The following is a 23,695-nucleotide window of genomic DNA, read 5'->3' as shown; positions in this document are numbered from 1 at the left end:
GGGTCACTCCTCCTCGGGCTCGAAGCGGGCCTGGATGACACGGCCCCGGGCGGGCGATGAGGTGTCGTCGGTGCCGGGGCGGGGGCCGAAGCCCCCCGCCCCGGTGTGGGTGTCGGGTCCCGGCACGGTGGCGCCCCTGACGACGAACTCCTCCTGCATCCTGTCCTGCATCCGTCGTACACGTCGCCGGGCCCAGCCGGCGAACGCCCAGCGCAGCAGGGGGCGGGTGAAGGGCAACACCATCAACAGGCCCAGCACGGCCGTGACGAACCCGGGGACGACGAGCAGGACGCCGCCCGCCATGAGCATGAGCGGGTCGAGGAGGCCTCCGCGCGGCGGCTCTCCCGAGCTCATGGCCCGGTCCGCGTCCCGGAAGGCCCGGGTGCCGGCCCGGCGTAGCACGGCCACGCCCAGGATCATCGACGAGACCAGGGCCGCCAACGTCCACGGCACACCGATCCAGCCGCCGACCACGATCATCAGCCACACTTCCACGAAGGGCAGCGCCATCAGCGCCGACACGGTCAGCAGTGGCATGCGGAACCATCCTCAGGGTCGTCGGCCGAAAACGGGAGTCCTTTCCCTTGGAGGAACGCTCACGAGGGCCCGGAGGTTCCCCCGCGCTCAGGCGCGCCGGGTCCTTCCTCTCCGGCCGAGCAGCACGGCGGCGGCGACCGAGGCCGCCCCCACCAGGCCGAGCAGGGCCTCGGGAGCGGCACCGAGTCGGGTGGCGACGGTCGTGCCCTCCATGGTCCGCAGTCGCGCGACGTGGACGTCGGCCACGCCCTCCTCGGAGGTGTGGTCGAGGGTCCCGTCCGGGGCGACCACCGCGCTGACGCCGCTGGTCGAGACGACCACCGCCGGGCGTCCGTGCTCCACGGCGCGCAGCCGCGTGATGGCCAACTGCTGGTCGGTCTGACCGGTGAAGTTGTAGTTGGCGTTGTTGGTGGGGATCACGATGATCTCGCCGCCGGCGGCCACCGCCTCGCGCACCGGAGGGTCGAAGGCCACGTCGAAACAGATACCGACGCCCACCGTGTTCCCTCCCACCTCCAGAGCACCGGGCTCGGTGCCGGGGACGGCGTCGGAGCCGACCTGCTGCAAGCGGTCCACGAAGCGCGTGAAGAAGTCGCGGTAGGGGATGTACTCCCCGAAGGGCACGAGGTAGCGCTTGTCGTAGATCTGTCCCGGCCCCTCCCCGGGCTCCCAGACCACACTGCTGACGTGGCGGGTGCCGTCGTCGTTGAAGCGGCTCATCCCCCACAACAGCGGCACGCCCGCCTCGGTCGCGGCGTCGTCGATGATCTCCCACGCCACGGGATCACGGAAGGGGTCGATGTCGCTGGCGTTCTCGGGCAGCAGCACCATGTCGGGCCGAGGGTACTCGCCGGCCCGGACCGCGGCGGCGAGCTCGTGTACTCCCCGGGCGTGGTTGTCCAGGACCTGCATGCGCTCACCGAGGATGGACATCTCACCGACGTTGGGCACGTTGCCCTGGACCATGCCGACCGTGACGGTGCCCGTGGCCGTCGGGCGGCCGATCGCCGGAGCCAGGAGGCCTCCCGCGACGACCGCGGCGGCGACCGCCAGACCGACGGCGGCCCGTGCCAGGGCACCGGCGTCACGGCCGCGCTCGGGGGCGTCGGGGCCCCCTGGCCCGGGGCGGAGGGCGTGGAACGCGCGCAGCGCGCTCCACAACAGCAACCCGCCGGTGAGGGCGACGGTGAAGGAGACCAGCGCCGAGGATCCCAGTGCCGCGTAGCCCACGAAGGGTGTGTCGGGTTGGGCGAAGGCGAGCTTGCCCCAGGGGAAGCCCCCCAGGGGCCAACGGGCGCGCACCGCCTCCTGGAGCACCCACAGGGCCGCGGTCCACACCGGCCACCCGGGCAGCCTCATGACCAGAGCCAGCCCCATCGCCATGGGAAGGAAGTACACGGTCTCGGCGGCCGCGATGGCCAGCCACACGTCGATGCCGAAGATGTCCTGCCAGCGCACCAACGGCACCATGAGCGCGGCCCCGGACAGGGCGCCGAGCCAGGCGGCGTCGCGCACGCGGGCCCCGGCGACGGCGAAGGCGAGCAGGGCGGCGCTGAGCGGTCCCAGCCACCACAGGCCGTACGGCGGCAGCGCCAGGAGTTGGGCCAGCCCCGATCCGGCCGCGGCCAGGACGCGCCACGGCATGTCGGCCCGACCCCACCGGTGTCCCGGTGCGAGGACGTGGGAGCGCGCCGGGGCCACCGCACGCTCCCCTGCCGCCGGTTCCGGCGAGGGCCTGTCGGGGCCGGGGGCATGGCCCTGATCGGTGTGCTCGGCGACCACGTGGGATGCTCGCTTTCCGCTGACCGGTGAAGTGCTCGCGATCAGCATATGGGGGGACGCGGAAAAGGCCCGTGCCACCCTTCGGACCGGCTCCGTCCCGTCGGCGGCGAGCTCGGAAGACCGTTGTCTACTGGATGTTCGGGCCTTTTCCGGGTCCAACCCCCCGCCCGGTCACGGTGCTCCGCCCCTCACCCGATCCCGGCTGCACCTGGCGCGTGATGCAGCGTCCGATCGGACGAGTGGGGGCCGCATAACCGGTCCGTCCAGTGCTGGACTGGTCGTTAGGTTACCCAGACTCCCCGACCCGATGCCTCAACCCGGCTGCCGTGTCGTGGCCGCCGGCCCGAGGGCCCGGAGGGAAGAAAGTGATGAACCGTCGGACAGGCTAACGCACCTGGGGCCGCCACGCCAGCCGGGTCGACGGGGTGGACGGCCGACCTCCATCAGATCGACACCGACGCGAGTATGGACTTTCTGATCAAGATCGTGTCTGATGTGATCAGTAGAACAACTCATTTCGATCAAGTTCGAAAGCATCGGAAGGCGTGGCGAGGGTCCCACCGGATCCGTGTCGCCTTTTCCACGACCCGACCCAGGAGCTGATGACCATGGCGGAGATCGTCCTTGAGGGCGTCGACAAGATCTACGGCGGCGATGTCAAGGCCGTGGACAACCTGAATCTGAAGATCGAGGACGGCGAGTTCATGGTGCTCGTCGGCCCCTCGGGCTGCGGTAAGTCCACCGCCCTGCGCATGATCGCCGGACTGGAGGAGATCTCGGCGGGCACGCTGGTCATCGGCGACGAGATCGTCAACGACCGTCCGCCCAAGGACCGCGACATCGCGATGGTCTTCCAGAACTACGCGCTCTACCCGCACATGACCGTCGAGCAGAACCTGGCCTTCGGCCTGAAGCTGCGCAAGGTCGCCAAGCCCGAGATCGCCCGGCGCGTGAAGGAGGCGGCCGAGATGCTCGGTCTGGAGCCCTACCTCAAGCGCAAGCCGGGCGCGCTCTCCGGTGGCCAGCGCCAGCGTGTGGCCATGGGCCGTGCGATCGTGCGCGAGCCGCGCGCGTTCCTCATGGACGAGCCGCTGTCCAACCTGGACGCCAAGCTGCGTGTGCAGATGCGCGCCTCCCTCAACCAGCTCCACGATCGTCTGGGCGTGACCACCGTCTACGTCACCCACGACCAGATCGAGGCGATGACCCTCGGCGACCGGGTCGCGGTGCTGCGCGACGGTCGTCTCCAGCAGGTGGACACCCCCAAGCGCCTGTTCGACTCCCCCGTCAACCTGTTCGTGGCCGGGTTCATCGGGTCTCCGGCGATGAACTTCGTCGACGCCGAGCTGGTCCGTGAGGGGGACGGCGCGGTGCTCACCTTCGCCGAGCACAAGCTCCCCGTCCCGGTGAGCGTCCTGGACTCGCGTCCGAAGCTGCGCGAGTACCTGGGCCGTAGCCTCATCCTGGGTATCCGCCCCTCGGACTTCAACGACGCCGAGCTCGACGGCAACGGCGATCCGCGCATCCAGGTGACCGCGGGGGTGACCGAGGAGCTGGGCACCGAGATCAACGTGATCTTCACCGTGGACGCCCCACCGGTACGCCACGAGGACGCGGCGGCCCTGGCCAAGGACGCCGCGGGCGAGGAGGGGGACTCGGACGAGGCGTCCCTGCCGCTGGGCGGCGGCAAGTCGCTGTTCACCGCCCGCGTGAGCCCCCGCAGCGACGTGCGTCCGGGCCGCCTGATCAGCCTGTCGGTCGACGTCAGCCAACTGCACTTCTTCGACCAGGAGACGGGCCTGGCCATCGGCCACCCGGACAACTCCTGAGGGCGGCGGGCGGGGAGGGCGGTGACGCCCGCCCCGCCCGCACACCGGCGGCGAGGGCCTTCCGGTACCGGCGTGGACCACGACGTCCACCGCGGGAACCCAGAAGACCCTCTCCTCTCTCGCGCCCTTCCGCCTCGGCGCCCGACCGACCCCGCCCCTCCCTTTCCCTCGGCCCCGGAAGGGCGCGTGCGCGCACCCTGGAGCAGGGGCGTTCGTGCAGGGTCACGACGACAAACCTTCCTCCAGGGTCACAGTCATATCGCCGAGGGTGAGGCATCTCTTCCTTGACCCTCGGCTCAACGCACCCCAACGATGTGATGGTGCGTAATCGAGCCCACGGAGCCGCCCTCGCCCCCGAGCCGGCACCCGTCATCGACACACTGCATGGTCGACCCGTCGCCGATCCCTACCGGTGGTTGGAGGCCGCCGAATCCCCCCGGACCCTGCGGTGGCTGGAGGAGCGGAGCAGCGAGTACGAGCGCGAGGCCGCCACCTGGCCCCTGCGCGAACGCCTGGCCACGCTGATCCGTTCCCTGGTGGAGACCGACCTGTGGAGTCCGCCCGTCCACCGAGCCGGAACCGCGTTCGCCACCGTGCGCCCCGCCGGGACCGAGCACCCGCGCCTGGTCGCCCTGACCGACGACGGGACCGTGCGCACCCTGTACGACCCCGCGGCCGAGGATCCGTCCGGACGCACCACCCTGGACGCCTGGGAACCCGGGCCGGACGGGAGCCTGGTCGCGGTGCAGACCTCCTCGGGGGGCGTGGAGCGCGGCGGTCTGCGGGTGTTGCGGACCGACACCGGTGAGCAGGTCGGACCGCCCGTGCGGGGTGTGCGCTACTCCCACGTGGCGTGGGTTCCCGAGGGCGTCTCCTCCTTCTACTACGTACGCCGGGACGGAGAACGCGGCGTCCGCGGTGTGTGGCTGCGCCGGATCGCGGACGGGACCGAAAGACTCGTCCACGCCTGCACCGCGCCCGACACCGTGCCCGGGGTGCGGGTCCTGGGCGACAGATGGCTGCTGGTGACCGAGAGCCACGGCACCGGGCACCGCACGGACCTGTGGTTGGCCGACCTGGACCGGACCGCGCCGGAGCGTCCCGTTCTCAGACCCGTCCAGGTGGGCGTCGAGGCCGAGACCGAGGCCCGTCTGGGCGCCGACGGGCTGCTCTACCTCCGTACCACCCTGGGCGCGCCCTGGCGACGGATCTGCGTGGTCTCCCCCGGGGAGCCGGGTGTGGAGCACTGGCGCGAGGTGGTGCCCGAGGAGAACGGGGCCACCCTGGACGCCTTCGCACCGTGCGCGGAGGGTCCCGGTGCGACTCCGGCGCTGCTGGTCTGCCGCACCCGACTGGGGATCAGTGAGGCCGCGGTCCATGACGCCCGTACGGGCCGGCGGCTCCGCGCGGTGGAACTGCCCGGAGAGGGAATGGTCTCCGACCCCGTGACCGGGCCGGACGGATCGGTGTACCTGGGATACGCGGACGTGGCCACGCAACAGCGCGTACTGCGTCTGCCGCCCGACGGGCGTGGTACGCGGCCCTGGCCCTCCGACACGGGCGGGATCGCCTCCTCCCCGCCCGTGAGGCGCACCGTGCTCTGGTGCCGTTCCGAGGACGGCACCCGGGTCCCGGTGACGGTGTTCACCGCCGTCGACGGCGCGGGACCGGACCTTCGGCCTTCCGGTCCGGGACCGACCATCCTGCACGCCTACGGCGGATTCGGACGCCCTCGACGGTTCGGGTTCAGCGCGACGGTACTGGCCTGGCTGCTCGTGGGAGGCCGGTACGCGGTCGCCCACGTGCGCGGAGGCGGTGACTCCGGCCGTGAGTGGCACCTGGCCGGCGCGCGGCGGAACAAGCCACGCGCCGTCCAGGACCTGGTGGCCGCGGCGGACGCCCTGGTCGCCTCCGGCGCCTGCACCCGCCGGCAACTGTGCCTGTCGGGCGGCTCGGCCGGCGGACTGCTCGTCCTGGCCGCCGCGACCGCGCGCCCGGACCTGTGCGAGGCCGTGATCGCCTCCGCACCGCTGGCGGACATGGTCCGGTTCGAGCGCATGGGCCTGGGGCGGATGTGGACCCGCGAGTTCGGCACCGTGGCCGACCCCGAGGACTTCGCCGCCCTGCTGTCCTACTCCCCCTACCACCGGGCGCTGGAGGAGGCGGTGCACGCGCCCGGCCGACGCCTGCCCGGTGTCCTGCTCACCGGGTTCCACGGTGACACCCGCACCGACGCCGCCCACCCGCGCAAGATGTGCGCGGCGTTGCTGGCCGCGGCTGGGGAGGAGGGACGCCCACCGGTCCTGCTCCGGTACGAGCGCGATGTGGGCCACGGTCCACGCGCCGTCAGCAGGGCGGTGGGACTGGCCGCCGACGCGCACGCGTTCGCGGCCCATCGAACGGGACTGTCGGCACGTTGAGCGTGAGCGCGGTCCTGCCAAGAAGAACAGCGCACAGAAAGCGAGGTGTGGTTCCCATGGACCCGATCGAGGTCGAGGTCGAGGACCTGGCGGAGGTGACCTCCCGCGACATCACCGCGGGCGGTGACAGCGACGGCACCGACTCCAGCTCCGACTTCATCTGACAGACGTCCCGCCCGGCCCGTTCCCCCCTGGCCGGGCGGGGCCCTGACCACGCACGGAAAGGACGCGCCGTGAGTGATCCCGGCCATCTGTTCACCCGGACGCTGTGCGACGCCGTGGGTCGGGAGTCCCTGACCACACGTCTGTCGGAGGAGTTCGTCTTCGCCGACCTGGGCGTGGACGCGGTACGTTCGCTGCTGACCTTCGACGACCTCAACCGGCTCCTGGCCACGTGTTCCCCCGAGCCGCCGAGACTGCGCCTGCACCGGGACGGGACCCCGGTCCCCCTCGACCACTACACCGAGCCGGTGATCTCCTCCCGGAGCGAGCGGCGGATGGTGCGCCCCGAGGCCCTGTATCGGGAACTGCGGACGGGGGCGAGCCTGGTCCTGGACGGCCTGGACCGCATGCACCCACCGGTGGGCGCGGCGGCCGACGACCTGATGCGGTTGGTGCGTGAGCGAGCACAGGCCAACCTGTACCTGATCTGGGGCGAGTCACGCGGTTTCGACACTCACTGGGACGACCACGACACCGTGATCGTGCAGGTGGAGGGCACCAAGCACTGGCAGGTGCACGGCCCCGGATCGCGGCCGTACCCCATGAAGAACGACGTGGACCACGCCCACACACCACCACGCGACGCCGACGGCGAACTGCACACGGTGTGGGAGGGCGTGCTGCGGCCCGGCCAGGTCATCCACGTGCCCCGCGGTTGGTGGCACACGGTGACCGGCACCGGCGAGGTGAGCATGCACCTGACCTTCGGTTTCACCCGGGCGACCGGCGTGGAGTGGGCCGAAGCGCTGGTGCGGAGGCTCTTCGAGGAGGAGGTGTTCCGCAGGGACCTTCCGCGTTTCTCCGAACCGGAGGTAGGGCGCAAACACCTGGCGGAACTGCTGGCCCGGATGACGGAGCTGGCCGAGGAACAGGACCTGGACGACTTCCTGGCCGAGCGCGACGCGCGCTTTCCTCGCCGGACCTCGTTCTCGCTGCCGTGGCCGGTGGAGGAGGGGGCGCCGCCTCCCGAGGCCCGGGTGGAGTTCGTGCCGATCCTGCCACCGCCGCTGTCCCACGAGGGGGAGCGGGTGGCGGTCACGGTGGGCGGACGGCGCTACCGGTTCCCGGCCGTGGTCGCACCGGTCCTGGAGGCGATCGCCGAGCACCGGGAGCTGAGCGTGGACGAACTCGCCCGGCACGCGGGGGTGGACCCCGGTCGCGCGGCGCAGATCGTGTCCGTGCTCTCGCGACACCACCTGGTGTCGGTGCGCTGATCTCCCCGGGGCATCGGGGTTCGGGTCCGGGCACCCGACCACGGGTGTCCGGTCGCGGCCTCAGAACGCGCCTCAAAACGCCCTGCCCCGGGCCTGCGTGCCCACGTCGCCCCCGTCCGCACACCGGAAGAAGACAAGGGGGACCGACCACGGGTACGAATGCCGCTGCCTCCCGACACGCCGCCCCCGACCCCGCGCCCGCCCGTGGCAGTGCCCTGGGGCCCCGCCACCGACCCTGTGCGGCGTGACCCTCCTGCCCGACACCGTCGCGCCCCGTCCTCGGTCGAACCCCGTCGACACCTGACCTTCCGCCCGGCAGCCCGCCCGGTACCTCCCGCTCCCGGCCGGCCGCACCTTCGGCCGCGTTCTGCCGACACGGCCGGCGGTCCCACAGAGGTGGCCACGGCCGGGCACCCGGTGCTCGACCGTCGGCGCGGACGTGCCCGGGTGTTCGCCGAAGATCCCCTGTCGGAAGTCCCCGCCCCCACCCGCCCCACCGTTCAGCGACGGTGATCCCGGTCTTCCTCATCGATCCCCGACGACCTGCCGGACCGCTTCGCCCACCGCCACCGATGGGCCTCGCGCGGTCCCGCCTCGCCCGGCGGCGGCCCCGTCCCTCACCGGGCGGGAGCGCCCGGACCTGCCGTTCCTCGTCCAGGATCCCGAGGCGGGGGCGGGGAACGATCATTGCGACATCAGAGCTCGTTAGGGTAGCCTCACTTAAGAGACGCAGGAACCCGTCGCACATAGGTCACTGCGATCACACTCTTCCCGGATGTCACGACACTGTGCGAGAAGGGCAGGTTCACGCGGTGAAGACAGACCTGTTCGACGCGTTCCGCGACACCTGTGAACAGCTGAAGTTCGCGCCCCTGCCCGACCTGCTCTCCCTGGAGGAACTCCACTCCTCCCCGGTGGCCGACGTGCACTGGTACCAGGCCGGCGTCCTGGCCCAGGACGGCTGGCTGCCGGTCCTGTTCGACAAGCTCAAGACCGAGCACGGCCCGGGCCACCGGCTCCCCGCCGCCACGAACTTCCTGCGTGTCACCCTGCGCGAACCGATCTTCCTGGTCTCGGCGTCGCTGTACCTGACAGGGCGCGCTCCCCTGCTGACCCCTCACACGCTCTACCTGCCCTGGGACACCGTCCGGTCCCGGTTCGGCACGCCCACACTGGTCGACACCCGTATGGTGGTCCTGCCGGACGACCCCGCGGTCGACCATCCCGCCACGATCGTCGCCAGGGACGAGGACGATCAGCTGCGCATCGTCGCCGCATCCTTGTTCGCCACGTTCGAGCCCCTCCTCGACGCCTTGCACGCGCACTCGCGCGCGGGCAAGCGCACCCTGTGGGGATGGGTGCTCGACACCCTGCACTTCTACATGCTCAACCCGGCCCGGTATCTGGGACGGGACGCCGAACAGGCCTGGGATCTGGCCACCCGGCTGGGGGACGCGGTGATCGAGGCCGGGGCGGTGACCCGTAGACGGCCCCGCCTGTTCCCCTTCGCCCCGGACCACCTACGCGGGACCTGGGCGGTGCGCGGTACGTGCTGCTTCGACTACAAGGGCGATCCCGAACACGGGTACTGCACCACGTGCCCGCTCAAGTGCGACGGGGAGCGGCAGCAGGAACTGGTCGAGTGGCTGCGTGATCCGGCCCTGGCGCCCTGAGCGGCGGGGCGTCGGTCTCGACCCCGCCCTCAGGCCACGAACAGGGCGATCGTGATGACGACGCCCGAGATGAACAGGACGAGCAGGGCCACACCGCAGCCGACCCCGAAGATCCTGCCCCAGGGAACGGCCTCGGTCTCTCCCGTCCCGTGACCGTCCCGCGCGGGGCCGCCCGGGTCCGTGTCCGGGTCGTGGCCGGGCCCCTGAGCAGGGCCGCCGCCCCGCGCCGGTCCGGCGGACGGGCGGGGAGGCGTGCCCTCACCATCGCTCTCCCCATGCCCGGGGGCGTAACCGGCGCTCTCGTAGCCGGCCTGTCCGGGACCGTTGGGCCCCTCGGACAGCTCACCGCCCGTCTTCTCGGGAGGCGAACCTGTGTGCTCCCCTGCGGGGAGGCCGCTCTCGGAGGGAGTGCCGTTCCGCGGGGGAGGGTCCTCGGCGGAGGGCCCCTGGTGGGCGTGCGCACCCGTGGTCTTGGGCCCCGCGGCGTGCCGTCCCACGGAGGGCATGTGGCCGGGGTGCCCGCGCGGCGGCTCTCCCAAAGGGCGCCGTCCCTCCGTGAGGGGGTCGGTCGGATCGCCCGGTCGCCACTCCTCGGGCGGATGACGGTTCACCGGAGGTTCGGGACCCGATCTGCCGTGCGGCGGTTCCCCCAGGGGTTGTCGTCCCCCCATGAGGGGGTCGCCCGGATCGCCCGGTCGCCACTCCTCGGGCGGATGACGGTTCACCGGGTCCCGATGCCGCCCCGGCTGCTCCCCCGTCACGTCCTCGGGTTCGCGATCGGACACTGGGAACACCTTTCATCAGCGCGGATCCGCCAACCGGTCACCTGCTCGGTCCGGAGAGGCGCTTCACGCCTGTACGGTAACGCCGCGAACCCGGTTTCGGGTGGAGATCGACGGGCGTTTTCGGTAAAGATCCGCCCGCCTCCACCACGCCGAGGCCTTCACCCCGTGGGAGCGGGCCTCGTGTCACGGTCGCGCCGCGCCCTGCCCGCGCGCAGGGCGAGCACGAACACCGGCAGGGTGAGCAGGGCCGCGAAGAGGTTGAGACCCCCGAACCCGACCTGGACCAGCGCCACACCCGACAGCGCGCCACCGGCGGCACCACCCAGGTTCATGACCAGGTCGCTGACGCCTTGGGCTCGGGGACGGACCTCGGCGTCCAGGGAGTCGGCCAGCAGAGCCGTCCCCGACACCAGACCGAACGACCATCCCAGTCCCAGCAGGACCAGCCCGACCGTCACCAGGACCTCGTCGTCTCCCGCCGTCCCGGCCACCGCGGCGGAGACCACCAGGACCACCTGACCGGTCATCAGCATCGACACCCGACCGAACCGGTCGGTGAGCCATCCCACCACCGGCGACAGCGCGTACATACCGGCGATGTGCAGGGAGATGGTCAACCCGATCACCGTCAGCGCCGAGCCGTGGTGCGACATGTGCACCGGGGTCATGGTCATGACCCCGACCATGACCGTGTGACTGACCACGATGCCCGCCACCGCGAGCAGGGCTCGGGGAACGGACCCGATCACTCTCAGCGCCCCGAGCACGGACAACCGTACCTGCGGGGTACCGCCGTCCCGGGGCCGCGCGGCGACGGCCGTCACGAGCGGATCCGGGCGCAGCAGCACGAAGGTCAGCACCGCCCCCAGGGAGAAGCCGGCCGTGGTGAACAGCACCGGCCCCAGGAGTTCGGGCAGCCCCAGGAACGCCGCCACCCTTCCGCTGGGAGCGATCAGGTTGGGGCCCAGGACCGATCCGACCGTGGTGGCCCACACCACGATGGACAGGTCCCTGCCACGGCTCCTCTCGGAGGCCAGATCTGCGGCGGCGTGCCGGGCCTGGAGGTTGGTGGCGGTCCCCGAACCGATCAGCACCATGCCCACCAGGAAGAACACGAAGGTGCCCAGCATCGTGGCGATGATGGCGACGGTGCCGCCGAGCACGCCCAGGACCCACCCCGCCGTGAGACCGGGACGACGCCCGTGCCTGGCGGCCAGGGAGGCCAGGGGCAGGGCGAACAACGCCGCGCCCAGGGTGATCATGGTGGTGGGCGCCCCCGACCAGGCGTCGGAACCGGTCAGTTCCAGGGCGATGAGAGCGCCGACGGCGAGCATGGACCCCATCCCGACACCGCCGGCGACCTGGGCGAGCATGAGGGCCAGGACGGTACGACGTTGGAGCCGGGCCCGTGCCTCTTCCGTGAGGTCGCCCCTGAGCCGAGCAGTATGTACCGACACGCATCCACCCTTACGATTCATCCCACCAAAAGAGGAATCGTAGCCTGAGGGAGGAAAGACCGACCATAGCGGGACGGGACACCCTCCTTGCGGGCATCGGTTCAGCCGCGCCCGTAACGCCACCGCAGGAAATCGTGTTCCCGTTCGACGTAGCGCATCTCCGAGTACAGAACGTGCGGATCGTCGGCGCTGATGACGACACCGTTCTCAGGGATCACCGGCCAGCACGCGAACGCCCAGAAGCAACGGGTGTAGGGACCCCACAGGACCACCCAGGCACCCTGTTTCTGCCATTCGATGTGCTCGGCGATCCGGCGCTGTTCCTCGTCCCCTGTGTCGTCCATGCCGACCTTGGACATACCCGGCATCGGGCGGGCCGATCAGGCCGGAACCGGCCACGGCGAGGGACTCCGGACCCTTTTGCGTGCGGTCGTCGGCGGCCGGTGCGGGGTCACCGGCCCGAGACCAGCTCGCTTCCCGGAACGGGCTCGGCGGGGTCGTCGCCCAGGGCGATGATCCTGTTGTCCCGGTCCACGTGCACGATGTGCTGGACGTGCTCGGCACGCTCGGCCTCGGTGAGCTGGGCGTAGGAGATGATGATCACCAGGTCGCCGGGGCTGACCAGCCGTGCCGCGGCACCGTTGATACCGATGACGCCGCTGCCGCGCTCACCGGTGATGGCGTAGGTCACCAGACGGGCGCCGTTGTCGATGTCGACGATGTGGACCTGTTCGCCGTCGACGATGTCGGCGGCGTCCATCAGGTCGGCGTCGATCGTGACCGATCCGACATAGTGCAGGTCGGCCTGTGTGACCGTGGCGCGGTGGATCTTGCCGTTGATCAGGGTGCGCAGCACTGTTCGAGCCTCGTTTCAGGTGTTTTACGAACTACAGGCCCCAAGGGTCCCGTGTCCTTCCATGATGCCCCTATCCGTCCGCCTCTTCGTCCACCGGGGTCGCCATCGCGTCCAACACCCTGGTGGGTCCGGGTGTTCCACCGGCCGTGCCCGTGCGCACCGCCGTCACGGGGCCGGGCCCGCGCATGGCGGGGGCGAGGGCTTCAGGGGGTGACCGGGCGCATCCGATCGCGGAAGGGATCCGGCGACGTCACGGTCGCGACGTCGCCGGATGCTCCCCTCACGCGAACGAGGAGTAGGCCACGACCCCGCGACGGACGAGGTCACCGGCCTTGCGCGCGGTGGAACGCACCTGCGCGTCGCCGGTGGCCCCGGCGATCTGGCCCAGCATGTCCACCAACATCTTGGCGGTGCGCACGAAGTCGCCCGCGGGCATGTCGGCCTGGCGCAGGATGGCGTCCAACCGGTCGCCGGCGGCCCACCGATGAGCCGTCCACACGAAGCCCAGGTCCGGCTGACGCAGGAACGACACCCGATGCCGGGACTCGACCTCACTGAGCTCGCCCCACAGACGCACCATCTCCGCGAGCGTCTCGTCGATCCGTCCACCGGGCAGGCGCGGATAGGCGTCGTCCCCGCGGCGGGCCTCGTAGACGAGTGCGGCGACGCAGGCCGCCATCTCCACCGGGGTCAGGTCCTTCCACAGCTCCCGTCGCAGGCACTCGGCCACGAGCAGGTCCAGCTCCGAGTAGATCTTGGCCAGGCGCGTCCCCTCCTCGGAGACCTCCTCCCCCGACAGGTATTCCAGGTCCTCCAGGACCCCGCACACGCGGTCGAAGGTGCGTGAGATGACGTGTGAACGCCCTTCCACCCGGCGACGCAGACCTTCGGTCTCCTTGCGCAGGCGGAAGTAGCGCTCGGCCCAGCGGGCGTGGTCCTCACGGTCGGCGCATCCGTGGCAGGGGTGGGCACGCAGCTCGGCACGCAACCGCAGTACCTCGGCGTCCTCGCCCGCGTCGCGCCTTCCCCGTTCGTAGAGGGGGTCGGAGCCCTGCTCCCTGAGCTTGTTGCGCAGCGTGGAGGCCAGGTCCTGACGCGAACGCGGCGACTTCGCCGAGAACGACTTGGGCACGCGCATGCGTCCGGACGGACGCACCGGAACGGTGAAGTCACTGGCGTTGATCCGTTTGACCTGCTTGTCCACGGTGAGCACCAGCGGCGCGGGCAGGTCGAGCCTCAACCCCGGATCCAACACCACCGCGTGGCCGGAGTGACGCCCTGAGGGGATGCGGATGATGTCGCCGGTACGCAGCTTCTCCAGACTCTCCAGGGCCTCGTCCCGGCGTCGGAGCGAACGGTTCCTGGAGAGCACGGCCTCACGGTCGCTCAGGGCACGACGCAGCGAGGCGTACTCCATGAAATCGCCCAGGTGGCACGTGGCGGCCTCGGCATAGCCCTCCAACGCCTCCTCGTGCTTGCGCAGTTGCTTGACCAGGCCGACCACCGCGCGGTCGGCCTGGAACTGGGCGAAGGAGGCCTCCAACATGTTGCGGCTGCGCTGACGACCGACCTGGCCGACCAGGTTGACCGCCATGTTGTAGGACGGTTGGAAACTGGAGTTGAGCGGATAGGTGCGCGTCCCCGCCAGGCTGGCGATCGTCTCGGGGTCGGTGCCGGCCTGCCAGATCACCACCGCGTGGCCCTCCACGTCGATGCCGCGCCTCCCGGCGCGTCCGGTGAGCTGGGTGTACTCACCCGGGGTGAGCGGGGCGTGCGTCTCACCGTTCCACTTGTCGAGTTTTTCGATGACCACGGTGCGGGCGGGCATGTTGATGCCCAGCGCCAGGGTCTCGGTGGCGAACACCGCGCGGATGAGCCCCCGGGAGAACAGGTGCTCGACGATCTCCTTGAAGGTGGGCAACATTCCGGCGTGGTGAGCGGAGATGCCCGCCTCCAGGGCGCGTATCCACTGGTCGAAACCGAGCACGGCCAGGTCGGAGGCGGGGATGTCCGCGCATCTGGTCTCGGCGTACTCGCGGATCTCGTCGGCCTCCTCCGGGGTGGTGAGCACCAACCCGGCCGACACGCACTGGCGGACGGCCTCGTCGCAGCCCGCGCGGCTGAAGACGAAGGTGATCGCGGGCAGCAGCCCCTCGTCGTCCAACTCCTCGATGACGGTGGGGCGTGAGGGCGGGGCGAACCGGGAGCGGGGGCGCACGTTGCCACGGGCACGCGTCTGCGGATGGCGACGGCGGTTGGCCAGTTGGGTCAGGCGCGAGTCGTCCTCGGCCATGCGGATCAGGCGCGGGTTGATGTGCAGTCTCTGCCCTCCCACCTCGATCTCGCGGGGTCGCCCGCCCTGGCGTCGACGCTCGCGTCTGCGCTTGTTCCCGCGGCCTCGCGACTCCTCCCCGGAGTCGACGGTGGACTCCTCCTCCACGTTCACGAACAGGTCGTGGATACGGTTGCCGACCATGACGTGCTGCCACAGCGGTACGGGGCGTTTCTCGTCGACGATGACGGTGGTGTCACCGCGCACCTGCTGGAGCCACTCACCGAACTCCTCGGCGTTGCTGACGGTGGCCGACAGGGCGACCATGCGCACCGACTCGGGCAGGTGGATGATCACCTCCTCCCAGACCGCGCCGCGGAAACGGTCGGCGAGGTAGTGCACCTCGTCCATCACCACATAGGCCAGCCCGCCGAGGGTCGCCGAGCCCTCGTAGAGCATGTTGCGCAGCACCTCGGTGGTCATCACCACCACCGGGGCCTCGCCGTTGATGCTGTTGTCCCCGGTCAGCAGTCCGACCTGTTCGGTGCCGTAGCGTCTGACCAGGTCGTTGTACTTCTGGTTGGACAGTGCCTTGATGGGAGTGGTGTAGAAGCACTTGGTGCCCTCGGCCAGGGCCAGGTGCACGGCGAACTCCCCGACCACGGTCTTGCCGGAACCGGTCGGCGCGGCCACCAGCACTCCATGGCCGTTCTCCAGGGCCTTGCAGGCCCTGATCTGGAACGGGTCGAACTCGAACCCGTAGAGGCCCTGAAAGGCCTCGATCGCGGCGCTGGAAGCCCCTTGGCGCCGACGGAAGGCGGCATACCGCTCAGCATGACTACTCATATGGTTTCCAGCCTATGAGGTCAGTTCCAGCATCTCGACCGCTTTGGGCACGACTTCGCACACCAGTGGCGGCTCTCCCATGCGTTCCCCGTCGGCGTAGGCCGCACCCGAATCGGCACGAATGGTAACGGTACGCCCACGTTCGGCCACCACCTCGCCCAGTCCGATGTGTCCCCCACCGAACACGCGCGGGAACACCCGCAGGAAACGGCCCAGTCCCACCTGGCGCACGAAGACCACGTCGACGAGGCCGTCGTCCGGCTCGGCCTCGGGACACACGCGCATGCCACCGCCGTAGGCGGCGGTGTTGCCCACCGCGACGAGCATCCCCGGTTCGGCGATGCGGCGTCCGTCCACGTCGATCTCGAAGTCGATGGGACGGAAGGAGCGCAACTCCGCCAGGAGCCCGGCCACGTATCCGGCCCGACCGAAACGGAACCTGAAACCGTTGACCCGCTCGTTGACGCGGGCGTCGAAACCACAGGCCAGAACGCTGAGGAAGTAGCGATGCGTGCCGTCGGCCAGACTCAGCCGCACGACGTCGGCGGGCCGGGTACGACGCCTCAGGATCGCGGCGGCCACGTCACCGGCCGAACCGCGCGGGCGGCCGAAGGCACGGGCGATGTCGTTGCCGGTCCCCGCGGGGACGGCGGCCAGGGGCACACCTGTGCCCACCACCGCCTGTAGTGCCTGATGGACCAGGCCGTCACCGCCCACGGCCACCAGGGCGTCGGGACGGTCGGAGGCCGCCAGACGGGCCAGGCGGCGACTGTCGACCGCCGAGCGACCCGTGTAGACGTGCACACGCGCTCCTGCTTCGCGCAGCGCCTCCTTGAGACGCACCCCCGTCACGGCCGCGCGGCGCCGACCGGAGTGCGGGTTGACCAGAAGGGCGATGTGAGGGGGCATACGGATCCTTGCTACCTGGAAGACGGAGGTGACGAGGGTCGTGGGACCTCGACGTGCACCCGCACTCGCGCCGGGGTGCGCGAGGGGTCCTCAGGAGCCGTCGGCCCGTCCGCCCTTCGCCTCCTCGCGTTGGCGACGGTGGTACTCCTCCATCGCCTTGGGGGTGTTGAGCGGAGAGGGTACCCAAGCCACCTCGACGTCGACCTCACCGCGTTGGATGCGGCGTTCCTCCTCGGTGAGGTACTCCTCGGGGATGTCGAACTCACCGTCCCGGGCGCCCAGGACGAAGGCCTCCCACTCGGCGGGGGTGAAGAACAGCGTTCCCTTCTCGGGGGACTTCCCGTCACGCACCGCACGGAAGCCGTCATCGAAGGTGGCGACCTCGACCACCGCCTCGGACTCGTCCTTCGAGAGGGAGGACCGCATCCAGACCGCGTCGGTGGTGTCGTGCCACTTCTCGTTGCCCATGGCCTCAGGCGGGAGCTCCCGCCTGGCCTCGGCCTGCTCGCTCATCGCACTTCCTCTTCCCGACAACCGTTCCCGGCCGGGGTCCCGGACCGGTTGGGACGGCGCCATCGGACGTCCCACCGCTCGACCCTAACCTGTGGCCCGGGTTCTTCAGGTGCGTTTTCCGGACTGTTCCCCGACGTCGGGGCCGTCCAGAGGCGAGGGCGTCTCGTCGAGCTGGGAGATCTCGTCGTCGTCCAGGTCCGCGTAGGGATCCTCCCGGCGCCTACGCCGGTCGTTGAGGAAGGCGAACAGTTCGGCCAGTTCGAAGAGCAGCACCAGGGGCACGGCCAGGGCGAGCATCGAGATCGGCTCGGCGGGAGTGATGATGGCCGCGACCAGGAACGCGCAGAAGATGATGACCCGGCGCCACTTGGCGAGGGTCGCGTGCGGCAGGACCCCCGCGAGGTTGAGCAGGACCACCAGCAACGGCAGCACGAACCCCACACCGAACATGACCATCATGATGACCATGTAGTCGAGGTACTGACCGATGGTGAGGAAGGTCAACGCGTCCTCGGGCAGGAACCCGAAGAGCATGGTCAGGGCGTAGGAGGTGATGTAGTAGGCCAGGGCCGCGCCGAGCGCGAACAGCAGGGCCGCCAGCGGGGCGAAGATGTAGGCGTAGCGCTTCTCACGCGTGTGCAGCGCCGGGGCGACGAAGGCCCACAGCTGGTACATCCAGAAGGGAGCGGAGACGAGCGCGCCCACGAACAGCCAGACCTTGAAGGCCACGAAGAAGGCGTCGAAGGGCCCGGTGACGATGAGGGAGCATCCTTCGGAGTCGACCGCTTCGGACTCGGGCAGCGAACAGTAGGGCGCCTTGAGGAAGTCCCACACCTGGTCGTAGACCAGGTAACCGACCACACAGCCCAGGGTCAGGGCTATCATCACCTTGAACAGGCGGTTGCGCAGCTCACGCAGGTGATCCATGAGCGGCATCCGGGCCTCGGGGTTGTCCCGACGCCGTGCCCTTTCGGTCACTCTCTCGTCTCCTTCGGCCCGCGCCGTCGGCGGGCAGCCGTACCACGTGCCCCGGCCGTCCCACGCGCCGTGATCGCCCCGGGACGGCATGGGCGGTCATCACCCGGCCGCGGGGTTCTCGTACGCGTCCACGTCCCCACGTCCAAGACGCTCGCGTCCCACGCCGACCGGGCACCGGCCCGGGCTCGGCCGGCACCGCTTTCGCGGCTAGCTGCCGTAGGTGCGGTTCGTGGTCTCACCGGACTCGTTGACGATGCGCTGGCCGGGAGGCAGCTGCGGGTACCCCTGCTGGCGGGGCTGCTGCGGCTCCTCGGAGGCGTTGTGCCGGGAGGCCTGCTGATCGCGGCCGCCGTCGGTGCCCTCGGTCTCGTTGTCCTCGTCGATCAGGCCCTTGCTCTCCGCCTTGAGGATGCGCGCGCTGCGCCCCAGGGAACGGGCCAGGTCCGGAAGCTTCTTGGCTCCGAACAGGAGAAGGGCCAGGATCACCAGAATGGCGATGGTAGGTCCGTTGAACGGTCCCATGGTTCTACCTCTCTGTGGGGCGCGACCAAGCGTCTTCGATGGTACGCGCATTCGGACGCGAGGCCATCATGCCCCCGCACCACTTCGGCCGATGCCCTCACGCGGGCTCGCGCCACTCGCCCGGCACTTCTCCAAGGCCCGTGCCGCCGTCGTCGACAACGTGCCCGTGGCACGGCGCGTACGCAGCACCAGCAGACCGATGGCGGTGAGTCCGGTCACGGCCGCACCGAACAGGACAGCGAGGATGATCACCCTCCAACCCTAGCGCTTCCGACATGATCTCCATTTCGCCTCGGAGAAAACGTCCGACCCCTACCAGGACGCCGACATGCCTTCGAGGGTCCTCACGAACTCCAGGGCCTTCGATAGTGCTCCAGCGTCCGCCTCGCCTCCGCCCGAACCTCCTCTGCGAGTTCCGCCGGGGCCACCACACGCCCCCGTGCTCCCAGACGCAACGCGAGCCTCACCACCCAGGCGGGGGCGGGGGTCCGCAGGGTGGCGCGGACCCTTCCGTCGGGCAGATCGGCCACCGACTCGCACACGTAGTCCTCGGTCACCCAACGGGCGGTCGGCTCCAGGTCCAGGGTCACCTCGGTGTCCAGGTCCGAGCGCTGGAGCACACCACCGGACAGGTCACGACGGCCCACACCCTCGGGCACCTGGGCGGCGTAGGGCAGCACGGTCAGTTCCAGGACCCGGTCCAGACGGAACAGGCGCACGTCACGGCGCAGGTGGCAGTAACCCTCCAGGAAGGGGTAACCGTCCTGGACCACCAGGCCCATGGGGTCCACGTCACGCTCGGTGACCTGGTCCAGGTAGCCCGACAGGTAACGCAGGTGCAGCCGCTGGCCCGACTCCAGGGCGTCGGCGCAGCGGCGACGGAGCCGGTCGATCTGTTCGTCGTCCTCCACGCGCACCTGGACCGAGTCGGCCAGGGAGCCCAGGGCCGCGCCCGCCGCGGTGCGCAGTTTCTCGCCCACCCTCTTGAGTGCTCCGACCTCCAGGCCCTCGGTCTCGGGCAGCGCCTCCAGAAGGGACAGGCCCACGATCAGGCTGGCCGCCTCGTCCGCGGTCAGGTGCAGCGGTTGGGCGAGGGTGTCGGCGTTGCCGATGATGATCTCGCCGGTCTCCTTGGCCGCGTCGAGGTCGACGTCGATCAGGTCCCCGGGTGTGTATCCGGGAAGACCGCACATCCACAGCAGGCTGAGGTCGGCCACCACCTGCTTCTCGCTGAGTCCGAAGTGCCGAGCCACCTCGGGCACGCGTACGTCCTGGCCCAGCGCGTAGGGCACGAGCATGAGCAGGCGGCGTAGCTGGTCGGCCGACCGCGGGCCGCGCGCGGGCGGCTCGGAGTGCTCGGGAACGGCGAGATCGTCGAAGTCCCCCGCGTCGGGAGCGGCCTCGGTGAGAGCGGTCAGGTGAGCGATCATCGCCTCACGGGCCTCGGCGGGTTCGACGATGACCGCCCGGGATCCGAAGGAGGCCACGTTCCGCACGAGTTCGGAGGTGTCGGCGTAGGGGCAGCTGAGGGTGTCCCAGCCGCCCCCCGAGCTGTCGCGCTCCCCCGGTACCACGCGCAGCGCGTTGCGACGCAGGGCGTAGGCGGAGTCGGTGCGTACCCGCAGCAGGGCGGTGCGTTCGGGTTCGGCCTTCTGGCCGGCGACCACCGAACGAAGGTCGACGCCCTCGGGGACGACGACGTCGGGGCCGCCTCGCAGGATCGTCACCTCCCCACGGACCCGGCCGAGGCGGAAGACCCTACGGGCCCGGCGGTGGCGATCGTGGCCGACCATGTACCAGTGCCCGCGCAGGTTGACGATGCCCCAGGGTTCGACCTCCCGGGTCTCGGCCTTGGTCTGCCCGGGCTTGCGGTACTCGAAGGAGACGGGACGTCGGTCGCGCACCGCCTGCCACACGGGTCCGAAGGAGGGCTCGTCCGTGCGCATGGCCGGGGTGAGGGCCGGGGCCGCCTCGTCGTCGACCGGGACGCCGGCGGAGCGGAGTTTGAACAGCGCGTCGGCCGCGGCCTCGCCCAGTGCGGCGTGCCGCCAGGCCCGGGCCGCCAGTCCCAGGATGAGGGCCTCGTCCGGCAGGAGCTCGATCTCGGGCAGCTCGTAGTCCGCGCGGGAGATGCGGTAACCCTCCTCACCGCTGATGGCGTCACCGGTACCGACCTGGATGGGGATACCGCTGTCACGCAGCTCGCGCTTGTCCCGTTCGAACATCCGCTTGAAGGCGGATTCGGTCTCGGCCTCGGCGTAGCCGTACACCGTCCGTCTGATCTCCTGGGCGGTCAGGTGGCGACGTGTGGACAACAGGCAGATGACGAGGTTCAGCTGTCGTTCCGTCTTCCTGCGCGACATCGTCCGCACCCTTCTCGGCCGTGGTGGAGGGACCGGTCCGGGCGCCTTGGTGTGTCGCCCCGTCACCGGTTCAGCAACGACGGTACCGTGCTCGACATGATCCGGTGGCGCCGTGGACAAGTCCGTCAGATCCTCCCCTCCTGGTCGGGGGTCGTCCTGTGCTCGGTGGCGGTGGAACCGGCCCCCCGAGCCGCCTCGGACACCGGTGGTCCGGCCTCGGAGACGACGTGTCGGGCGCTGGCCTACACCGACCTGGTCGGCTCCCCCCAGGTCGGCGATGAGGTGCTGCTCAACACCGGGGCGTTGGACCTTGGCCTGGGCACGGGCGGATACGCGCTGGTCGTGGCCGTACCGGATCGGCTGCCCGCCGACCGCCAGGCCCCCGGGCACCTGGTCAAGGCCCGGTACACGCCGCTACAGGCGACCGTGCTGGGCGCCGACGAACAGGGCTCTCCCCATCACCGGACCCTGCGTTCGGCCGAGGGCGTGGACGGTGTGCCGGTGGTGGTGGCCGACCTGCACTCGGCGCTGCCGGCCGTGGTGGCGGGGGTACGTGAGCGTCGGCCCGGGGCCCGGATCGTTCACGTGATGCTGGACGGGGGCGCGCTTCCCGCGGCGTTCTCCAGGTCGGTGGGCGCGCTGCGCGAGGAGGGGCTGCTGTCCGGATGCGTGACCACGGGGCAGTCCTTCGGCGGTGACCTGGAGGCGGTGACCCTGCACTCGGGGCTGTTGGCGGCCCGCCACGTGCTGGACGCGGACGTGGTCGTGGTGTGCCAGGGCCCGGGCAACCTGGGCACCGGGACGCGGTGGGGTTTCTCGGGGGTCTCGTGCGGTGAGGCGGTGAACGCGGCGGCGGTCCTCCAGGGACGGCCGGTGGCCTCGTTGCGGATCAGCGAGGCCGATCCCCGTGAGCGGCACCGGGGGGTGTCCCACCACAGTCTCACCGCCTACGGTCGAGTGGCGCTGGCCAGGGCGCGGGTGGTCGTCCCACTGCTGCGCGGAGCGTTCGGCGAGCGGGTACGTGCCCAGGCCGAGGCGTTGGGGGAACGACACGATCTGGTGGAAGTGGAGGTGGAGGGCCTGGAGGAGGCCGTGCGGGCTCTGCCGGTGAAGGTCTCGACGATGGGGCGTGGGCTGGAGGAGGACCGTGCGGCGTTCCTGAGCGCCGCGGCGGCGGGCCGTCACGCGGCCGACCTGTTGTGACCGGGACCGTGGGCGCCCCACCGGTCGCCGGTGGTCCTGCGGGCCACGTCCGACCCGGCCGTGGTGCCCGGTGACGGTCACCGCGGCCGGTTCCGTACCGTCACTGGCCGTCGGTCCTGCCGTCCCCCGTCATGGCGGTGTCGGCCGCGGCGTCCGGTTCGGATGAGGAACGCGGTCCCGGCACCGCGCCCCGCTCGGAGGCGGGACCGAGCGACGTCGAGCGCTCCACCGCGTGCGTGGACGGGAGCGCCGATCCGTTCACCGTACCCACCGTCTGCCCCGGGAGGGGCACCCCGCGGGTGGCCTCCACCAGAGGGGCGGAGGGCACGTCGAAGAAGGCACCCGGCCGGAACATGGCCAGCGAGGCCGGTTCGGCCTTCACCCCCTCGTCCACCCTCAGTGCCTCGGGCACGAACACGGTCCCGTCGCCGCAGGTGACGCCCCACTGTCGGTTCCTTCCCGCCGCGACCACCTGTCCGGGCGCTCCTCCTCGGATCCGGTCGGTCAGTCGCCCCGCGCACAAGGTGATCCGCGCACCGCCGAACATCGCGAACGCGCCCGGGTAGGGGTCGGCCAACGCACGCACCATCCGGTCCACGTCGCTTCCGGCCGCGGTGAGGTCGAGCCGGCCGTCGCTGGGACGGCGACCGGGCCACACCGAGACGTGTCCGGTCTGTGGGCGCCGGGGTGCGGTGCCTTCCAGGAGGCCCTCCAGGTGCCGTACGAGCAGTTCCGTCTGGAGCTGGCCGACGCGTTCGTACAACCTGGTGGCGGTGAGGTCGGAGGCCACGTCGAACCAGGCCTGGTCGACGATGTCGCCGGAGCCCGGCTCCCCTCCCAGGTGGAGGAGGGTGACCGCGCTGGAGCGCATACCGCGCAGGATGGTCCAGGGGATGGGCGCACGGCCGCGTCCGACGGGCAGCGGAGCGGGGTGCAGTCCGACTCCGCCCAGGGAGAGGCGGGACAGGACGTCTTCTCCGATCCGCTCCGACCAGCCCGCGACGACCATCAGGTCGATGCCGTGCTTGGTGAGGGCTTCGTGCACTTCTTCGGAGTCGATGTCGGCCGCCCTCAGGTGTGGCAGGTCGTGTCGGCGGGTGACCGCCTCGTAGTCGAGGTATCCGGAGCGGTGCGCGAGTTCGGCCGGGTAGGACACCACCAGGTCCGGGGGGCGCCCCTGTGCGCAGAGTTCCTCCAGAGCCGGAACACCGAGGCTCAGTCCGGACACATAGCAGTAACGCCGCCGGTCTGACATCAGCTCCCCCTCGCCTGACCACTGATGTTCCGACTCTACGCACCGGCCGGGAGAGCGCC

19 protein-coding genes are annotated in these 23,695 nt (G+C 70.7%); 5 read left to right on the top strand and 14 right to left on the bottom strand.

All coding sequences use genetic code 11. The annotated features are described in order from the left end of the window. Window positions 1-3 precede the first annotated feature (3 nt). Together PFX91_RS20625 and lnt are read right to left on the bottom strand one after the other, a co-directional pair. Window positions 4-537, bottom strand: coding sequence for an FxsA family protein (locus PFX91_RS20625; RefSeq protein WP_285734332.1), 534 nt, complete (start codon window positions 535-537; stop codon window positions 4-6). A gap of 87 nt (window positions 538-624) precedes the next feature. Then, window positions 625-2,319 carry an apolipoprotein N-acyltransferase gene (lnt, locus tag PFX91_RS20620; protein WP_285734365.1) on the bottom strand — a complete coding sequence of 565 codons (1,695 nt, stop codon included), beginning with the start codon at window positions 2,317-2,319 and terminating at the stop codon, window positions 625-627. A gap of 608 nt (window positions 2,320-2,927) precedes the next feature. Here lnt and PFX91_RS20615 point away from each other — a divergent pair. The 4 genes from PFX91_RS20615 (at window position 2,928) to PFX91_RS20600 (ending at window position 9,677) form a co-directional block, all read left to right on the top strand. Further along, window positions 2,928-4,148, top strand: coding sequence for an ABC transporter ATP-binding protein (locus PFX91_RS20615; RefSeq protein ID WP_285734363.1), 1,221 nt, complete (start codon window positions 2,928-2,930; stop codon window positions 4,146-4,148). Between the two features lie 317 nt (window positions 4,149-4,465). Beyond that, entirely contained in the window at window positions 4,466-6,568 is a 2,103-nt protein-coding gene (locus PFX91_RS20610; protein WP_285734331.1) for a prolyl oligopeptidase family serine peptidase, read from the top strand. 233 nt (window positions 6,569-6,801) lie between these two features. Beyond that, window positions 6,802-8,004: a cupin domain-containing protein gene (locus tag PFX91_RS20605; RefSeq protein WP_285734330.1), complete on the top strand. Its 1,203-nt coding sequence runs from the start codon at window positions 6,802-6,804 to the stop codon at window positions 8,002-8,004. Window positions 8,005-8,816: 812 nt separating this feature from the next. Then, entirely contained in the window at window positions 8,817-9,677 is an 861-nt protein-coding gene (locus PFX91_RS20600) for a (2Fe-2S)-binding protein (protein WP_285734329.1), read from the top strand. Window positions 9,678-9,706: 29 nt separating this feature from the next. Here the strand turns inward: PFX91_RS20600 and PFX91_RS20595 are convergent, their stop codons facing one another. From PFX91_RS20595 to PFX91_RS20545, 11 genes are all read right to left on the bottom strand, one after another. After that, entirely contained in the window at window positions 9,707-10,462 is a 756-nt protein-coding gene (locus tag PFX91_RS20595) for a hypothetical protein (protein ID WP_285734328.1), read from the bottom strand. Window positions 10,463-10,620: 158 nt separating this feature from the next. After that, window positions 10,621-11,919 carry an MFS transporter gene (locus PFX91_RS20590; protein WP_285734327.1) on the bottom strand — a complete coding sequence of 433 codons (1,299 nt, stop codon included), beginning with the start codon at window positions 11,917-11,919 and terminating at the stop codon, window positions 10,621-10,623. 101 nt (window positions 11,920-12,020) lie between these two features. Next, the gene (locus PFX91_RS20585; RefSeq protein WP_285734326.1) at window positions 12,021-12,278 is read right to left on the bottom strand and encodes a hypothetical protein; all 258 of its coding nucleotides are present in this window, start codon (window positions 12,276-12,278) and stop codon (window positions 12,021-12,023) included. A gap of 92 nt (window positions 12,279-12,370) precedes the next feature. After that, entirely contained in the window at window positions 12,371-12,775 is a 405-nt protein-coding gene (gene panD / locus PFX91_RS20580; RefSeq protein WP_285734325.1) for an aspartate 1-decarboxylase, read from the bottom strand. 280 nt (window positions 12,776-13,055) lie between these two features. Continuing rightward, a complete protein-coding gene (locus PFX91_RS20575; RefSeq protein ID WP_285734324.1) occupies window positions 13,056-15,893 on the bottom strand; it encodes a DEAD/DEAH box helicase in 2,838 nt (945 codons plus the stop codon). A 12-nt stretch (window positions 15,894-15,905) separates the two neighbouring features. Next, window positions 15,906-16,802, bottom strand: a complete 897-nt coding sequence (locus PFX91_RS20570) for a diacylglycerol/lipid kinase family protein (RefSeq protein WP_285734323.1) — start codon at window positions 16,800-16,802, stop codon at window positions 15,906-15,908. Window positions 16,803-16,892: 90 nt separating this feature from the next. Beyond that, entirely contained in the window at window positions 16,893-17,315 is a 423-nt protein-coding gene (locus PFX91_RS20565; protein WP_285734322.1) for a DUF397 domain-containing protein, read from the bottom strand. A gap of 105 nt (window positions 17,316-17,420) precedes the next feature. After that, window positions 17,421-18,251, bottom strand: coding sequence for a twin-arginine translocase subunit TatC (gene tatC, locus PFX91_RS20560; RefSeq protein WP_285734362.1), 831 nt, complete (start codon window positions 18,249-18,251; stop codon window positions 17,421-17,423). Between the two features lie 249 nt (window positions 18,252-18,500). Then, on the bottom strand, window positions 18,501-18,815 hold the full coding sequence (gene tatA / locus PFX91_RS20555) for a Sec-independent protein translocase subunit TatA (protein WP_285734321.1): 315 nt from the start codon (window positions 18,813-18,815) through the stop codon (window positions 18,501-18,503). 66 nt (window positions 18,816-18,881) lie between these two features. Then, window positions 18,882-19,067 carry a hypothetical protein gene (locus PFX91_RS20550; protein WP_285734320.1) on the bottom strand — a complete coding sequence of 62 codons (186 nt, stop codon included), beginning with the start codon at window positions 19,065-19,067 and terminating at the stop codon, window positions 18,882-18,884. Between the two features lie 92 nt (window positions 19,068-19,159). Continuing rightward, the gene (locus PFX91_RS20545) at window positions 19,160-21,178 is read right to left on the bottom strand and encodes a helix-turn-helix transcriptional regulator (protein WP_285734319.1); all 2,019 of its coding nucleotides are present in this window, start codon (window positions 21,176-21,178) and stop codon (window positions 19,160-19,162) included. A 96-nt stretch (window positions 21,179-21,274) separates the two neighbouring features. On the opposite strand from PFX91_RS20545, the gene PFX91_RS20540 reads away from it, so the two are divergent. Beyond that, the gene (locus PFX91_RS20540) at window positions 21,275-22,381 is read left to right on the top strand and encodes a DUF3866 family protein (RefSeq protein ID WP_285734318.1); all 1,107 of its coding nucleotides are present in this window, start codon (window positions 21,275-21,277) and stop codon (window positions 22,379-22,381) included. 100 nt (window positions 22,382-22,481) lie between these two features. Here the strand turns inward: PFX91_RS20540 and PFX91_RS20535 are convergent, their stop codons facing one another. Continuing rightward, a complete protein-coding gene (locus PFX91_RS20535; protein ID WP_285734317.1) occupies window positions 22,482-23,636 on the bottom strand; it encodes a methionyl-tRNA formyltransferase in 1,155 nt (384 codons plus the stop codon). Window positions 23,637-23,695: the final 59 nt, after the last annotated feature.

It is taken from the genome of Nocardiopsis sp. ATB16-24 (assembly GCF_030271535.1).
Classification (GTDB): Bacteria; Actinomycetota; Actinomycetes; order Streptosporangiales; family Streptosporangiaceae; genus Nocardiopsis.
Note: the sequence above shows the minus strand (reverse complement) of the source record. Positions and strands in the feature narration are given on the sequence as shown.

What these genes read in the sequence shown, in the direction of transcription:
- PFX91_RS20625 (WP_285734332.1), bottom strand. Translation starts at nt 537, where the DNA reads ATGCCACTGCTGACCGTGTCGGCGCTGATGGCGCTGCCCTTCGTGGAA.
- PFX91_RS20615 (WP_285734363.1), top strand. Translation starts at nt 2,928, where the DNA reads ATGGCGGAGATCGTCCTTGAGGGCGTCGACAAGATCTACGGCGGCGAT.
- PFX91_RS20610 (WP_285734331.1), top strand. Translation starts at nt 4,466, where the DNA reads ATGGTGCGTAATCGAGCCCACGGAGCCGCCCTCGCCCCCGAGCCGGCA.
- PFX91_RS20585 (WP_285734326.1), bottom strand. Translation starts at nt 12,278, where the DNA reads ATGTCCAAGGTCGGCATGGACGACACAGGGGACGAGGAACAGCGCCGG.
- PFX91_RS20575 (WP_285734324.1), bottom strand. Translation starts at nt 15,893, where the DNA reads ATGAGTAGTCATGCTGAGCGGTATGCCGCCTTCCGTCGGCGCCAAGGG.
- PFX91_RS20570 (WP_285734323.1), bottom strand. Translation starts at nt 16,802, where the DNA reads ATGCCCCCTCACATCGCCCTTCTGGTCAACCCGCACTCCGGTCGGCGC.
- PFX91_RS20565 (WP_285734322.1), bottom strand. Translation starts at nt 17,315, where the DNA reads ATGAGCGAGCAGGCCGAGGCCAGGCGGGAGCTCCCGCCTGAGGCCATG.
- tatC (WP_285734362.1), bottom strand. Translation starts at nt 18,251, where the DNA reads ATGCCGCTCATGGATCACCTGCGTGAGCTGCGCAACCGCCTGTTCAAG.
- tatA (WP_285734321.1), bottom strand. Translation starts at nt 18,815, where the DNA reads ATGGGACCGTTCAACGGACCTACCATCGCCATTCTGGTGATCCTGGCC.
- PFX91_RS20545 (WP_285734319.1), bottom strand. Translation starts at nt 21,178, where the DNA reads ATGTCGCGCAGGAAGACGGAACGACAGCTGAACCTCGTCATCTGCCTG.
- PFX91_RS20540 (WP_285734318.1), top strand. Translation starts at nt 21,275, where the DNA reads ATGATCCGGTGGCGCCGTGGACAAGTCCGTCAGATCCTCCCCTCCTGG.
- PFX91_RS20535 (WP_285734317.1), bottom strand. Translation starts at nt 23,636, where the DNA reads ATGTCAGACCGGCGGCGTTACTGCTATGTGTCCGGACTGAGCCTCGGT.